Source organism: Delftia sp. PE138, from assembly GCF_018320755.1.
GTDB lineage: Bacteria > Pseudomonadota > Gammaproteobacteria > Burkholderiales > Burkholderiaceae_C > Comamonas > Comamonas tsuruhatensis.
Map to the genome: position 1 here is coordinate 136,301 of NZ_JABEPN010000003.1, position 13,182 is coordinate 149,482.

The 13,182-nt window shown below is 69.1% G+C and carries 12 protein-coding genes; 4 read left to right on the plus strand and 8 right to left on the minus strand.

All coding sequences use genetic code 11. The features are described from left to right. Nucleotides 1-54 precede the first annotated feature (54 nt). From HFGMBDPB_RS12970 to HFGMBDPB_RS12985, 4 genes are all read left to right on the plus strand, one after another. Nucleotides 55-1,023: a Bug family tripartite tricarboxylate transporter substrate binding protein gene (locus HFGMBDPB_RS12970; protein ID WP_212645531.1), complete on the plus strand. Its 969-nt coding sequence runs from the start codon at nucleotides 55-57 to the stop codon at nucleotides 1,021-1,023. Between the two features lie 24 nt (nucleotides 1,024-1,047). Further along, the gene (locus tag HFGMBDPB_RS12975; protein WP_212645532.1) at nucleotides 1,048-2,628 is read left to right on the plus strand and encodes a class I adenylate-forming enzyme family protein; all 1,581 of its coding nucleotides are present in this window, start codon (nucleotides 1,048-1,050) and stop codon (nucleotides 2,626-2,628) included. Between the two features lie 20 nt (nucleotides 2,629-2,648). Beyond that, nucleotides 2,649-3,647 carry a tripartite tricarboxylate transporter substrate binding protein gene (locus tag HFGMBDPB_RS12980; RefSeq protein WP_155524846.1) on the plus strand — a complete coding sequence of 333 codons (999 nt, stop codon included), beginning with the start codon at nucleotides 2,649-2,651 and terminating at the stop codon, nucleotides 3,645-3,647. Between the two features lie 194 nt (nucleotides 3,648-3,841). Beyond that, nucleotides 3,842-4,294, plus strand: coding sequence for a PaaI family thioesterase (locus HFGMBDPB_RS12985; RefSeq protein ID WP_017406880.1), 453 nt, complete (start codon nucleotides 3,842-3,844; stop codon nucleotides 4,292-4,294). A 58-nt stretch (nucleotides 4,295-4,352) separates the two neighbouring features. Here HFGMBDPB_RS12985 and HFGMBDPB_RS12990 read toward each other — a convergent pair whose 3' ends face one another. The 8 genes from HFGMBDPB_RS12990 to HFGMBDPB_RS13025 all read right to left on the minus strand — a co-directional run bounded on the left by HFGMBDPB_RS12990 (nucleotide 4,353) and on the right by HFGMBDPB_RS13025 (nucleotide 13,170). Continuing rightward, complete coding sequence (locus HFGMBDPB_RS12990) at nucleotides 4,353-4,898, minus strand: hypothetical protein (protein ID WP_012202143.1); 546 nt, start codon at nucleotides 4,896-4,898, stop codon at nucleotides 4,353-4,355. Nucleotides 4,899-5,036: 138 nt separating this feature from the next. Then, a complete protein-coding gene (locus HFGMBDPB_RS12995; RefSeq protein ID WP_212645533.1) occupies nucleotides 5,037-6,116 on the minus strand; it encodes a Bug family tripartite tricarboxylate transporter substrate binding protein in 1,080 nt (359 codons plus the stop codon). 187 nt (nucleotides 6,117-6,303) lie between these two features. Continuing rightward, complete coding sequence (locus HFGMBDPB_RS13000) at nucleotides 6,304-7,176, minus strand: HpcH/HpaI aldolase/citrate lyase family protein (protein ID WP_212645534.1); 873 nt, start codon at nucleotides 7,174-7,176, stop codon at nucleotides 6,304-6,306. Nucleotides 7,177-7,199: 23 nt separating this feature from the next. Then, a complete protein-coding gene (locus HFGMBDPB_RS13005) occupies nucleotides 7,200-8,207 on the minus strand; it encodes a tripartite tricarboxylate transporter substrate binding protein BugD (protein WP_013800091.1) in 1,008 nt (335 codons plus the stop codon). 103 nt (nucleotides 8,208-8,310) lie between these two features. Next, a complete protein-coding gene (locus HFGMBDPB_RS13010) occupies nucleotides 8,311-9,675 on the minus strand; it encodes an MmgE/PrpD family protein (protein WP_212645535.1) in 1,365 nt (454 codons plus the stop codon). A 39-nt stretch (nucleotides 9,676-9,714) separates the two neighbouring features. Then, nucleotides 9,715-10,917 (minus strand): CaiB/BaiF CoA transferase family protein, encoded by a 1,203-nt coding sequence (locus HFGMBDPB_RS13015; protein ID WP_061287490.1) that lies wholly within the window; start codon nucleotides 10,915-10,917, stop codon nucleotides 9,715-9,717. A 150-nt stretch (nucleotides 10,918-11,067) separates the two neighbouring features. Beyond that, nucleotides 11,068-12,234 carry an acyl-CoA dehydrogenase family protein gene (locus HFGMBDPB_RS13020; protein ID WP_012202137.1) on the minus strand — a complete coding sequence of 389 codons (1,167 nt, stop codon included), beginning with the start codon at nucleotides 12,232-12,234 and terminating at the stop codon, nucleotides 11,068-11,070. Between the two features lie 30 nt (nucleotides 12,235-12,264). After that, complete coding sequence (locus tag HFGMBDPB_RS13025; protein WP_212645536.1) at nucleotides 12,265-13,170, minus strand: HTD2 family dehydratase; 906 nt, start codon at nucleotides 13,168-13,170, stop codon at nucleotides 12,265-12,267. Nucleotides 13,171-13,182 lie beyond the last annotated feature (12 nt).

A 13,182-nucleotide genomic window follows, 5' to 3' on the forward strand; every position in this document is an offset into this window, starting at 1 on the left:
TGCCCTGTGGCCCAGGGTTTTCTATCGTTGCGGGCAGTGAACTGGAGACTGCCCATGACCGTCCGCCGCAGCCTGCTGGCCCTGCTGGCCTCTTTGCCTTTTTTCTCCCTGGCTCCTGCCTCCGCGCTGGCGGCGGCCTGGCCTGAACGCCCCATCACCATCGTCGTGCCGGCCGCCGCTGGCGGCACCACGGACATTGCCGCGCGCGTGCTGGCCGAGAAGATGGGCAAGGACCTGGGCACGTCGGTGGTGGTGGAGAACAAGGGCGGGGGCGGCGGCAGCATCGGCACGGCCCAGGTGGCGCGCGCCAGGCCCGATGGCTACACGCTGCTCATGGGCAACATCGGCCCGGTGGCCATCAATTTCAGCCTGTACAAGCAGCTCAGCTACAAGGAAAGCGACCTGCGCGGCATCACCAATGTGATCTCCGTGCCCAACATCCTCGTGGTCCATGCCGATTCGCCCGTGCGCAGCGTGCGCGAGCTGGTGGAGCTGGCCAGGACCCGGCGCCTGAACGTGTCCACCTCGGGCGTGGGCCAGTCGCCGCACATGTCCTCGGAGATGTTCCGCCAGAAGGCCGGCATCGAGGTCACGCTCGTGCCCTTTCCCGGTGCCGCGCCTGCGGTCACGGCGCTGCTGGGCCAGCAGGTGGACTACATGATCGACAACCTGCCCAGCTCCATGCCGCACATCAGGAGCGGCAAGTTCCGCGCGCTGGCCATCACCAGCGCCACGCGCTCGGCCCAGTTGCCCGAGGTGCCCACCATGACCGAGGCCGGCGTGCCCATGCAGGTCACGGCCTGGTTCGGGCTGCTGGCACCGGCCGGCACGCCCGATGCCGTGGTCGGCCGCATCCAGGAATCTGCCCGGCGTGCCATGCAGACGGCCGAAGTGCGCCAGCGCTTTGCCGACCTGGGCGGCGTGCCCGGTGGCGAGACACCGGCCGAGTACGACGCCTTCATCGCCCAGGAACGCAAGAGCTGGGCCCAGATCGTCAAGGCCGCAGGCCTGTCGCTGGAATAGTTCTCCCCTCCCGTCCGCCCCCCCATGCAAGAAGACATCGCCGCCCTGCTGCGCCAGCCCTTTGGCTCGCTGCCCGAACTCGTCGCGCTGCAGGCCAGCCAGCGCCCCCGCCACACCGCCCTGGCCATGGACGGCCGCAGCCTCGACTACGCCGCGCTGCGCCTGGGCATGGACCGCGTGGCCCTGCGCCTGCAACGCCAGGGCCTGGGCCCCGGCGACGTGGTGGCCATCTGCGCGGGCAGCTCGCCCGAGTACGTGCTGGCCTTCCTGGGTGCGTTGCGCGCGGGCGTGGCCGTGGCGCCGCTGGCCCCGTCGGCCACGGCCGGCCACCTGAGCGCCATGCTGGACAACTGCGGCGCCCGGCTGGTGCTGCGCGATGCGGAAACCGCCGCGCAATGGCCGCTGCAGGCCGGACAGGATCTGCAATGCGTGGCCCTGGACGGCGCTGCCGAAGCCGGCATGCCGTGGTCGCAATGGCTGGCTGCGGACGAAGCGGACCATGGCACGGCACCCACGCCCATCCACCCCCAGCCCGACTGGCCTTTCAACGTCATCTACTCCTCGGGCACCACGGGCGTGCCCAAGGGCATCGTCCAGTCCTGGGCCATGCGCTGGGCCCACGTGCAACGTGCCATCCACAACGGCTACGGGCCCGATGCCGTCTCGCTGTGCGCCACGCCGCTGTACTCCAACACCACCCTGGTCGCGGCCCTGCCCACCCTGGGGCTGGGCGGCACCCTGGTGCTGATGCGCAAGTTCGACGCGGCGCACTACCTGGAACTGACCGAGCGCCACCGTGCCACCCACACCATGCTCGTGCCCGTGCAGTACCAGCGGCTGATGCAGTGCCCGGGGTTCGACGGCGCCGACCTGAGCCGTCTGCGGCACAAGTTCTGCACCAGCGCGCCGTTCCATCCCGCGCTCAAGGCCGAGGTGCTGCGCCGCTGGCCCGGACGGCTCATCGAGTACTACGGCATGACCGAAGGCGGCGTGCGCTGCGAGCTGCACTGCCATGACTTCCCCGACAAGCTGCACACCGTGGGCAGGCCAGGGCCGGGCGCCGACATCCGCTTCATCGATGAGCAGGGCCGCGAACTGCCGCACGGCGAGCAGGGCGAGATCGTGGGCCGCTCGGCCGGGATGATGAGCGGCTACCACCGCCTGCCCGACAAGACGCAGGAGGCCGAATGGTTCGATGCCCAGGGCCTGCGCTTCATCCGCAGCGGCGACGTGGGCCGCCTGGACGAGGACGGCTTCATCGTGCTGGGCGACCGCAAGAAGGACATGATCATCACGGGCGGCTTCAACGTCTACCCGAGCGACATCGAGTCCGTGCTGCTGCAGCACCCGCAGGTGGCCGAATGCGCAGTGATCGGCGTGCCCTCCGATGCTTGGGGCGAGACCCCCGTGGCCTACGCCGTGGCGCGCCCCGATGCCACGCCCTCGGCCGCCGAGCTGCGCGAATGGCTCAACGCCCGCGTGGGCAAGACCCAGCGCGTGGCCGAGCTGCGGCTGGCCGCCAGCCTGCCGCGCAGCGAGATCGGCAAAGTGCTCAAGCGCGCGCTGCGCGAGCAGTACCAGGCCGGCGCCCTGTCCTCTTCATGAAACGGAGTCCCCCCATGCCCATGCCCATGCACCCACTCCCGCGCCGCCGCCTGCTGTCCTGCCTGGCCCTGGCGACCTGCGCCCTGCTGGCCCCGGCCACCCATCTCGCCCATGCTGCCGAGGCCTGGCCTGCCAAGCCCATCCAGCTGGTCATTCCCTATCCGCCCGGCGGCAGTGCCGACCTCCTGGGCCGCCCGCTGGCCGTGCAGCTGCAGCAGCAGCTGGGCCAGCCCGTGGTGCTGGAGTACAAGCCCGGCGCAGGCGGCACGCTGGCCTCGCAATACGTGGCGCGCGCCAGGCCCGATGGCTACACCGTGCTCATGGTGCTGGCCGCCCATGCCATCAACGACAGCCTCTATCCCAAGCTGCCCTACGACACCCGCCGCGACTTCGCGCCCGTGTCTTTGGTGGCCAACCTGCCCATGGTGGTTGCGGCCAGCAGCAAGCTGCCGGCCAGGAACATCCAGGAACTCATCCAGGCCGCCAAGGCCAACCCCGGCAAGCTCACCTTCGGCTCGGCGGGCAACGGCAACACGGGGCATCTTGCGGCCGAGTACTTCGGTTCCATGGCAGGCGTGCGCATGACCCATGTGCCCTACAAGGGCAGCGCGGGCGTGGTCAACGCCATGCTGGCCGGCGACATCGACCTGACCTTCGACAGCATCTCCACCTCCATGCCCCATATCCGCAGCGGGCGCATGCACGCGCTGGCCGTCACCAGCCCGCAGCGCTCGGCGCTGGCGCCCGAGGTGGCCACCATCCAGGAGCAGGGCATCGCAGGCTTCGACGTGACCGGCTGGTACGCCGTCATCGCGCCGGCCGGCACGCCCGCCGAAGCCACCCAGCGCCTGAGCCGCGAGATCGCCTCCGCCCTGCGCCAGCCCGCGCTGCAGGCCCAGCTGGCCGCCGGCGGCTACGAGCCCGTGGGCTCCACGCCCGAGGCGCTGCAGGCGCATATCGACAAGGAAATCACGCGCTGGGCCACTGTCGTCAAATCGACAGGTGCACGGGTGGATTGAAAGTCACCCCCTGAGCGGCTGCGCCGCTTCCCCCGTGTGCACGGCGCCCTCTCTCGCTTCGCGGGAGGGGGGCATCCGGGCAACCGGCGGCACCCTCGGTGCGGGGCGGCGCGGCCGGCGTAGGCCCTTCCTAGGTGCCCCGGAGTCGGTACACGCCAGTCTCGAGCGCCGCGCCCAATGCGATGATCATGTCCATGAATACACCCATCAAAGACCACCCGGCCAACCCCTTCGAAGGCGAGGCGCCCGGCATCCTCTTCGGCCTGCCCATGCCCATGGCCCGCGCCATGAAGCTCAGCGGTGAACGCATCGGCGATGACCGCGCCCAGATCCGCATGGGCTTTCAACCGGACCAGGCCAACAGCCGCGGCGACGTGCACGGCGGCGCCATCGCCTCGCTGCTGGACTGCGCCCTGGCCTCGGCCTGCCGCTCGCATGACCCCACGGCCTTCGGCGTGGCCACCATCGACCTCACGCTGCACTACGTCTCCGCCGGCAGCGGCGATCTCATCGCCACCGCCCACTGCGAGCGGCGCGGCCGCTCCATCAGCTTCGCGCGCGGCGAAGTGCGTTCCGAGGACGGCACCCTGGTGGCCCTGGCCACCGGCACCTTCAAGCTGATGGCGCGCAGCCCGGCACAGGCCTGAGCGCAGGGCACGCGCGGCGCCGGATGGCGCCGGACGGCACTTGCGTGCCGCCGCGTCGTCAGAGCCGCTTTTCCTTGGCCTCTATCAGCTTTTGCATCAGTTCGCAGACCTGCCTGGCCTGCTCCTGCGTGATGTCGATGTTCTCGATCACCGAGCGCTTGAACTGGATGCCGTTGACTGCGCCGCTGTTCTCGATGAAGCCCAGCGTCAGGGTGCGGTTCAGGAAGTAGATGACGGCGGCGATGCCCCAGCCGATCAGCATGACCACCAGGCCTGCAAAGAAGCTCTGGGCCATCATCGACCCGCCCATGAACAGGGACAGGGCACCGATGCCCAGCGCCGTCTTCCAGGGCTTGTGATAGCCGTAGTAGGTGGAGCAGATGCCCTGCAGCGGGATCAGGCGCGACTGGGTGCCCGACAGCGAGGCGCTGCTGAACTCCAGGCGCTCGCTGCCCACGCGGATGGTGGTGGTGGGATCGATGTTGACCTTGGACAGGATCCAGGCGACCAGGCCGCCTTCGCGGCCTGTGATGGCAATGTGGTTGCCCTTGTCGTCTATGGGTTGCTCGCTGGCTTTCCAGGCCTTGATGACCAATGCACTCACGGTAATACCCTCTCTTGAATGTTTGAGAAACCACGGGCTGTCCCGCCATGGCATTGCACCACCGGGGCCGCCTGAGGAGGGGCGATTACAGCACAGGGCATGAGTGCAGCCTTGGGCAACCAGGGCCGCTGTGCGCCATCAACCGGGTTGCACCCCCGCCGACTGCAGCAGCCGCCCCCAGACCGGAGCCTCTTGCGCCCAGGCCTTGCCGAAGCGCTGGGGCGTGTCGTCATCCACGGGCACGAAACCGGCGGCGATGATGCGGGCCGTGCCTTCGCGGCTGGCCACGGCGCGGTTGGAGATCTCGCTCCATTGCTGCGTGAGGTCGGCCGGCAGGCCCCTGGGGCCGGCGATGGCCAGCCAGCCGGACAGTTCCATGGCCTCGTGGCGGTAGCCGGCCTCGGCAAAGGTGGGTACCTCGGGCAGCAGGGGCACGCGGCGCGTGCCGGTAACGGCCAGGGCGCGCAGCTTGCCTGCATCGATATGGGGCTTGAGCGTGAGCAGGCTGCCCATGCCGATGGGGATGCGCCCGCCCAGCATGTCCTGCACCATCAGCGCCTCGCCCCGGTAGGCCGCATGCGCCATGCCGGCACCGGCCATGTCGCTGAGCACGGCGCAGGCCAGGTGGCCGTGCGAGCCTATGCCGTAGGAGCCATACGAGAGCTTGCCCGCGTTGGCCTGGGCCCAGGCCATGAATTCGCGCAGGTTGGTGGCGGGCACGTCGGCCGTGACCACCAGGGCGATGGGCGCCATGCACACACGCGACAGGGGCGTGAGGTCGGTCAGCGGGTCGTAGGCGGTCTTCTTGTAGAGGTATTTGTTGGTGAGCATGGTGGAGGTGGTGCCCAGCAGCAGGGTGAGCCCGTCGGGCGCGGAGCGGACCACCATTTCGCCGCCGATCAGTCCGGCCGCACCGGGCTTGTTGTCCACCACCACGGTCTGGCCCAGCTGCTGGGCCATGCGCTCGCCCAGGATGCGCGCAATCACGTCGGTGGCGCCGCCCGCCGCAAAGGGCACGACGATGCGCACGGGCCGCGTGGCAAAGCCGGCCTGCGCCAGCACGCTGCCGGGCCCCGCCGCCACGGCGCCGGCCGCCAGGGCCAGCGCCTGGCGCCGATTCAATCGGTTATCCAGTCGGTCATCCATTCGGTCTTCAAGTCGGTCATTCAACTGGCCGTTGAATCCGCTGTTCGATGCCGTCCCCGAGATCACTGCCATCACACGCTCCTTTGCCTGGGTGCCACCGTGGGTGGAGACACCGGATCAAGAAACCGCCGTCTCGAAATCAATCGAGTTGGCCAAGCGTATTCGAGGCAGATGGATTCACCATCAGGGAAATCATTGGACTGCTTGCACCAGAATCAGAAAACTCTGAGTGCAAAACGGCCTTTCAGTCTCATTTTTATCAAGATCGTGCTGGAGATCTCTGTTGCGCCCAGGCATGGCGCAGCAGCACCTGTTCGGCCTGCTTGAGCACGGGCGCATCGACCATGCGGCCGTCCAGCACGCAGACGCCGCCTCCGGCCTCGGCCAGGGTCTGGCGCAGGCGCTGCGCGTGGGCCACGGCCGCTGCATCGGGGTCGAAGACGGCGTGCAGGGGCTGGACCTGGGCCGGGTGGATGCACAGCTTGCCGCCAAAGCCCATGCGCCGCGCGCGTGCCGCGTCCTGGGCCAGCCGCTCGGGGTTGCGCGTGTCCACCGTCACGCCGTCCACGGCCGCGCCGATGCCGGCGCGGCGCGAGGCCAGGACCAGGGCCATGCGCATGGGCAGCAGTTCTTCCTCGCCCTGGTCGCAGGCCATGCCCGCATCGACCTGGAAGTCCAGGTGGCCGAAGGCCAGGCGCACCACCTGGGGCGCGGCAGCCAGGGCGTCGGCCGCGTCCAGGCCGGCCACGCTTTCGATGAGGGGCAGCACGGCCGCCCGTGCGCCGGCAGCCTGGGCCACCGCATGCAGGGTCTGGGCGCGCTCGGCCTTGGAGACCATGGCGCCGGCCACGCCCTGATCCACCAGCTGCGCCAGCGCGCGCAGGTCATCCGCATGCCAGGGCGTGCCTTCGGCGTTGATGCGCACCAGCAGGCGGGCACGGGCCGGGCCTTCCAGCGCACCCACGGCCTGGGCCAGCGCCTGGCGGGCGCCGTCCTTGTCGGCCGGGGCCACGGCATCCTCCCAGTCGGCGATGACCATGTCGGCGCCGCTGTCCAGGGCCTTGCCCAGGCGCTCGGGCCGCGTGGCGGGGACGAAGAGAAAGGAAGTGGCCTGTCGCGCCAGATCGTGCATGCGGATGTCCTTGGGAGAGCGGTTTATTCGGCCGAGACGCCTGCGGCCTTGATGACCTTGTCCCAGCGCGCCACCTCGGCCTGCAGGTGGGTGCGCAGGCCTTCCGGCGTGGCCTTGTCGGGCGTGACCAGGTCGGAGCTGAGTTCGGCGATGCGCTTTTTGACGTTCTCGTCCTTGATGGCCACGTTCAGCGCCTTGTTGATGGCCATGACCACCTCCTTGGGCGTGCCCTTGGGCGCGTACATGCCGTGCCAGACCTTGACGTCGAAGCCCTTGAGGCCCTGTTCGTCCAGCGTGGGGATGTCGGGCAGCGAGGACAGGCGCTTGGGCGTGGTCACGCCGAAGACCTTGGCGCGCTGGCCGTCCTTGATCACGGGCACGGTCTGCGTGGTCTGGTCGCACAGCAGGTCCACCTGGCCGCCCATGAGGTCGTTCATGGCCGGGCCTGCGCCCTTGTAGGGCACGGTGGTGAGCTTGACGCCCGCCTGGTGCATGAACAGCATGCCGCACAGCTGGGAGACGGCGCCGATGCCGGCATTGGCCAGCGAGACCTTCTCCTGGTTCTTCTTCACGTAGTCCAGCAGCTCGGCAAAGTTGTTGGCCGGGAAGTCCTTGCGCGACAGCAGGGTCATGGGCACGTCCAGCACCTGGCCGATGTACTCGAAGTCCTTGAGCGGGTCATAGGGCAGCTTCTTGTACAGCGCAGGCGCCGTGGCCATGCCCATGTGGTGGATGAGGATGGTGTAGCCGTCGGCCTTGGCCTTGGCCACGCGGTTGGGCGCAATGGTGCCGCCCGCTCCCACGGTGTTCTCGACCAGCACGCTCTGGCCCAGCACCTGGCCCATGGGCACGGCCAGCAGGCGCGCCACCACGTCGGTGGGGCCGCCAGCGCTGTAGGGCACGACGAGGACGACGGGCTTCTCGGGCCAGGCCGCGGCCAGGGCGCCGGTGGTCGTCCCGCCGGCGGCAAGGGCGCAGGCGGCGGCCGCTGCGTAAACGAGGCGGCGGCGGAAAGAAGTGGTGCGTTGCATGGTTTGTCTCCTGTGCACTTGGGTGGAAGCGGGAGGCGCTCTGTGGTGGCGCCTTTCCCATGGATTCGCCGGCCGGGGCCGGCGCGAAAACTCAGTCAAGAACTCAGTCAAGCAGGCGCTGCACGCGCGGCCAGTGCGCGATCTGCCACAGCCGCGCTACAGCGGCCTGGGCGGGGTCGTCCTGCAGGGCACCGCCATAGGCGATCAGTCGCAGCGCCTTGGCCGTGATCTCCTCGCGCGACAGCGTGTTGCCCGGATCGCCCTTGGGCTCTTCCACGCGGCCGTGCAGCGTGCGGCCATCGGTGGTGAGCACGGTGACCTTGCCGATCCAGCGCTGCGGGTAGGCGGCATCGACCTCGGGGTCCAGCACCATGCCCACCTTCTCGCGCAGGGCCACCGTGGTGGCGGCCAGGTATTCGTTGTCGAACTCGTCCAGGCCCGCATGGCCGTGGCGCGCGGCCAGCGCCAGCACCGTGCCCATGGAGAACTTGCTCTGGTGCACCGTGCCGGGATCGACCACGGGGCCCAGCACGTCGATGGCGCCCTGGTGCACGTGGCAGGTAACCTGCGCCAGGTCGGCGGGGGCCAGGCCGTGGTCCTGCATGACCTGCAGCAGCGCGTCGGCAGCCGGGTGCGTGTGGCGGCAGGAGGCATGCCATTTGAACGAGGTCTCGGCCGTGGCCCAGCGCGTGCCGATGCCATCCGTGAGGCGCGTGGGATCGGCGTCCGTGGACATGCCTGCCGCCAGGCCCTGCGGCCCGGTGAAGATGTCCTGCGCACCGGTGAATCCGTCCTGGGCCAGATAGGCCGACATCAGGCCCGCAGCGGCCGCATGCGCCGTGTGCAGCTGCTTGCTGTCGGCGCCCGTGCGCAGGAATTCCCACAGCCCTGCCGACTGCGTGCCGGCCGAGCCGAAGGCATGCTGCATCTGCGCGGGCGTGAGGCCCAGCAGCCGGCCCACGGCAGCGGCTGCAGCCAGGGTGCCGGCCGTGGCCGTGGTGTGGAAGATGCGGTAGTGGCTGCGGCCCAGGAACTCGCCCACGCGGATGCCGACCTCGTAGCCGGCCACGCAGGCGGCCATGAGTTCGGCGCCGCTGGCGCCGATGCTCTGCGCCACCGCCAGCGCGGGCGGGAAGACCACGGCGGCAGGGTGGAAGACCGAGCCGTTGTGCACATCGTCCTGCTCGGCCACATGCGAGGCGGCGGCATTGGCCAGGGCAGCCATCATGGGCGAAGTGGCGGCGTCCTGGCCCAGCACCTCGCTGGGGCCGCCGGCCAGTCCCTGGGACAGCGCAAAGCGCGTGATGCTCTGCACGGGGCGCGCGCCCTGGCCTGCCAGCACGGAGCCGAACCAGTCCACCCAGAGGTCTTCGGCGCGCTGCTGCACGGCGGCGGGAACGTCGTCCCAGCGCAGCGTGGCGGCGAACTGGGCCAGCGGATGGATGCTCACTTGCGGATCATGTTTCATGAGGGGGTCTCCGGCGCATTCTGCGCATGCGCCCAGGTTTCAGGGAGTGGGTTTTCCAGACTGCGGGCACAAAGCCTGGATGCGCTCTGCGCTCCAGCCCAGCTCGGCCAGGATGGCGGCGCTGTGCTCGCCCACGGCGGGCACGGCCTCCATGCGGTAGTCGAAGGCGCTGTTGGCGCCGGGCGGCAGCAGCGCCTGCACCGGACCGGCCGGCGTGTCCACGCTGCACCAGCGCTGGCGTGCGGCCAGCTGCGGATGGGCCCACAGGCCGGCCATGTCGTTGACGCGCGCATTGGCAATGCCGGCCGCATCCAGCCGCTGCACCACCTGGGCAGCATCGAGCGCGTTGAACACGCCCAGGATCAGCGCACGCAGCTCCTCGCGGTTGGCGTTGCGGCGCGCATTGCTGTCGAAGCGCGCGTCTGCAGCCAGCGCGGGCTGCAGCAGCACCTGTTCGCAAAAGAGCTTCCACTCGCGTTCGTTTTGCAGGCCCAGCATCACCGTCCCGCCGTCACCGGCCTCGAACGGCCCGTAGGGATAGATGCTGGCGTGCGAGGCGCCGGTGCGCGGCGGCGGCGGCGCGCCGTCGAAGGCGTAGTACATGGGATAACCCATCCACTCGCCCAGCGCCTCCAGCATGGACACATCGATGTGGCTGCCCTCGCCCGTGCGCCCGCGCAGCAGCAGGGCCGACAGGATATTGGTGTACGCATACATGCCGGCCGCGATGTCGGCCACCGAGATGCCGGCCTTGGACGGCACCTCGGGCGTGCCCGTGACCGAGAGAAAGCCCGCCTCGCTCTGGATCAGCAGGTCGTAGGCCTTCTTGTCGCGGTAGGGGCCGTCTGCGCCGTAGCCGCTGATGTCGCAGACGATGAGGCGCGGAAAGCGCTCGCGCAGCGCCGCATAGGACAGGCCCATGCGCGCGGCCGCGCCGGGCGCCAGGTTCTGCACCAGCACGTCGGCACCCTCCAGCAGCTGCAGCAGCGCCTGCATGGCCTCGTCCTGCTTGAGGTCCAGCGCCAGGCTCTGCTTGCTGCGGTTGATCCAGGTGAAGTGCGAGGACTGGCCCTGCACGCGCTGGTCATAGCCGCGTGCAAAGTCGCCGCTGCCCGGCCGCTCGACCTTGATCACGCGCGCGCCCAGGTCGGCCAGCTGGCGCGTGCAAAACGGTGCGGCCACCGCATGTTCCAGCGAGACGACGGTGGTGCCGTCAAGCGGCCGAAGACTTTGCTTTTTCATCTTGGAAATCCATTGCACTTTGGCGAAACCCACGACCCGACCAACTGGCGCGCTCCAAGCCAGGGACAGCAAGCAAGGGCCGCCCCCGCAGCGAGGCTGTCGTCCCCCTTCCAGGGGGAAGGCGCGAAGCGACTCAGGGGGTTTTCCATTTCAGAACGAACGCGGCAGACCGAGGATGTGCTCGGCCACGTAGGAATAGATCAGGTTCGTGGAGATCGGCGCCACCTGGTACAGGCGCGTCTCGCGGAACTTGCGCTCCACGTCGTATTCGCAGGCAAAGCCGAAGCCGCCGTGGAACTGGATGCAGGCATTGGCCGCCTCCCAGCTGGCCTTGGCCGCCAGGTACTTGGCCATGTTGGCCTGGGCGCCCATGGCCTGGTTGGCGTCGAACATCTCGCAGGCCTTCCAGCGCATGAGGTTGGCGGCCTCGACCTCGATGAAAGCATCGGCAATGGGGAACTGCACGCCCTGGTTCTGCCCGATGGGGCGGCCGAACACGTTGCGGTCGCGCACGTAGTTGGTCACGCGGTCCAGGAACCAGTAGCCGTCGCCAATGCATTCGGCTGCAATCAGCGTGCGCTCGGCGTTGAGGCCGTCCAGGATGTACTTGAAGCCCTTGCCTTCCTCGCCGATCAGGTTCTCCTCGGGGATTTCCAGGTTCTCGAAGAACAGCTCGTTGGTCTCGTGGTTGACCATGTTGGGGATGGGGCGCACGGTCAGGCCGCTCTTTTGCGCCTCGGCCAGGTCCACCATGAAGATGGACATGCCCTCGCTCTTTTTCTTCACCTCGGCCAGCGGCGTGGTGCGCGCCAGCAGGATCATCCAGTCGCTGTGCTGCACGCGGCTGATCCAGACCTTCTGGCCGTTGACCACGTAGCGGCCATCCTTCTTGACGGCGCTGGTCTTGATCTTGGTGGTGTCCGTGCCCGTGGTGGGCTCGGTCACGCCCATGGACTGCAGGCGCCATTCGCCCGAGGCGATGCGCGGCAGGTATTTCTCCTTTTGCGCCTGCGAGCCGTGGCGCAGCAGCGTGCCCATGTTGTACATCTGCCCGTGGCAGGCGCCCGAGTTGCCGCCGCAGCGGTTGATCTCTTCCATGATCACGCTGGCCTCGGTCAGGCCCAGGCCAGAGCCGCCGTACTCCTGCGGGATCAGCGCGGCCAGCCAGCCGGCCTTGGTCAGCGCGTCCACGAAGGTCTCGGGATAGGCGCGCTGCTCGTCGATCTTGCGGAAATACTCGTCAGGGAACTCGGCGCACAGCGCACGGATGGCGTCGCGGATCTCGGGGAAATTGTTGGAAAGCGTGTGTTCGATCATGGTGGTCTCAAGGCTCGGTGTTCAGGGGTCTCAGGCCAGAGTGGCTTTTCCGGTCATGGTCAGCCAGCCCTCGTGGTCTTGCGCCCAGAGTTCGACGGTCTTGCCGTCCGCAGAAGGCTTGCCGTGCACGCTGAAGGCGTGCAGGTCGAAGGTGGGGCGCACGGCCTTGAACTCGAAGGACAGCACGCGCGCCTGGGGCAGCTCGCGGCGCAGCAGGTCCAGCAGCAGGGTGGCGATCAGCGGGCCGTGCACGATCAGGCCCGGATAGCCCTCCACGCCCGTGACGTAGCGGCGGTCGTAGTGGATGCGGTGGCCGTTGAAGGTCAGGGCCGAGTAGCGGAACAGCAGCACGTCGTCGGGAACGATGGTGCGCGACCAGGTTTGCTGGCCGTCCAGCGGCGGCTTCTGCGGCGTGGGCGCGGGATCGCCGGGCTGGGCAGCGGCGCGGTAGACGATGTCGTGCTCCTCGGTCAGCGCCAGGCCCTGGTCGTTGCTGTAGGCATGCTCGACCAGCACGAACAGCAGCTCGCCCGAGCGGCCGCTCTTGTGGCTGACCGAGCCGATGGTGGAGCGGCGCTGCACCTTCTGGCCCACCTGCAGCGCGTTGCCTGCCTCCCAGCGCAGGCGCCCGCCGGCCCACATGCGGCGCGGCAGCGGCACGGGCGGCAGAAAGCCGCCACGGCGCGGGTGGCCGTCGGGGCCCAGCTCGCTTTGGCGTGCATGGGGCAGGAAGTACATCCAGTGCCACAGCGGCGGCAGCGCCGTGCCGTCGGTGGGCTCAGGGTCTTCCCGGTCCAGCGTGGCCGACAGCGCGGCCACGGGCGCGGCCGTGATGCTGTCTGCCAGGGTTTCGCTGCGGCCCTGCCAGGACTGAAGGTGCGCCAGCGCGGCGGCGTCGAGGGTGTCGGTAGCTTGCTTGTCTGTCATGGCCGCCATGGTCGGTGCAAG

What these genes read in the sequence shown, in the direction of transcription:
- HFGMBDPB_RS12970 (WP_212645531.1), top strand. Translation starts at nt 55, where the DNA reads ATGACCGTCCGCCGCAGCCTGCTGGCCCTGCTGGCCTCTTTGCCTTTT.
- HFGMBDPB_RS12975 (WP_212645532.1), top strand. Translation starts at nt 1,048, where the DNA reads ATGCAAGAAGACATCGCCGCCCTGCTGCGCCAGCCCTTTGGCTCGCTG.
- HFGMBDPB_RS12980 (WP_155524846.1), top strand. Translation starts at nt 2,649, where the DNA reads ATGCCCATGCACCCACTCCCGCGCCGCCGCCTGCTGTCCTGCCTGGCC.
- HFGMBDPB_RS12985 (WP_017406880.1), top strand. Translation starts at nt 3,842, where the DNA reads ATGAATACACCCATCAAAGACCACCCGGCCAACCCCTTCGAAGGCGAG.
- HFGMBDPB_RS12995 (WP_212645533.1), bottom strand. Translation starts at nt 6,116, where the DNA reads ATGGCAGTGATCTCGGGGACGGCATCGAACAGCGGATTCAACGGCCAG.
- HFGMBDPB_RS13000 (WP_212645534.1), bottom strand. Translation starts at nt 7,176, where the DNA reads ATGCACGATCTGGCGCGACAGGCCACTTCCTTTCTCTTCGTCCCCGCC.
- HFGMBDPB_RS13005 (WP_013800091.1), bottom strand. Translation starts at nt 8,207, where the DNA reads ATGCAACGCACCACTTCTTTCCGCCGCCGCCTCGTTTACGCAGCGGCC.
- HFGMBDPB_RS13010 (WP_212645535.1), bottom strand. Translation starts at nt 9,675, where the DNA reads ATGAAACATGATCCGCAAGTGAGCATCCATCCGCTGGCCCAGTTCGCC.
- HFGMBDPB_RS13015 (WP_061287490.1), bottom strand. Translation starts at nt 10,917, where the DNA reads ATGAAAAAGCAAAGTCTTCGGCCGCTTGACGGCACCACCGTCGTCTCG.
- HFGMBDPB_RS13020 (WP_012202137.1), bottom strand. Translation starts at nt 12,234, where the DNA reads ATGATCGAACACACGCTTTCCAACAATTTCCCCGAGATCCGCGACGCC.
- HFGMBDPB_RS13025 (WP_212645536.1), bottom strand. Translation starts at nt 13,170, where the DNA reads ATGGCGGCCATGACAGACAAGCAAGCTACCGACACCCTCGACGCCGCC.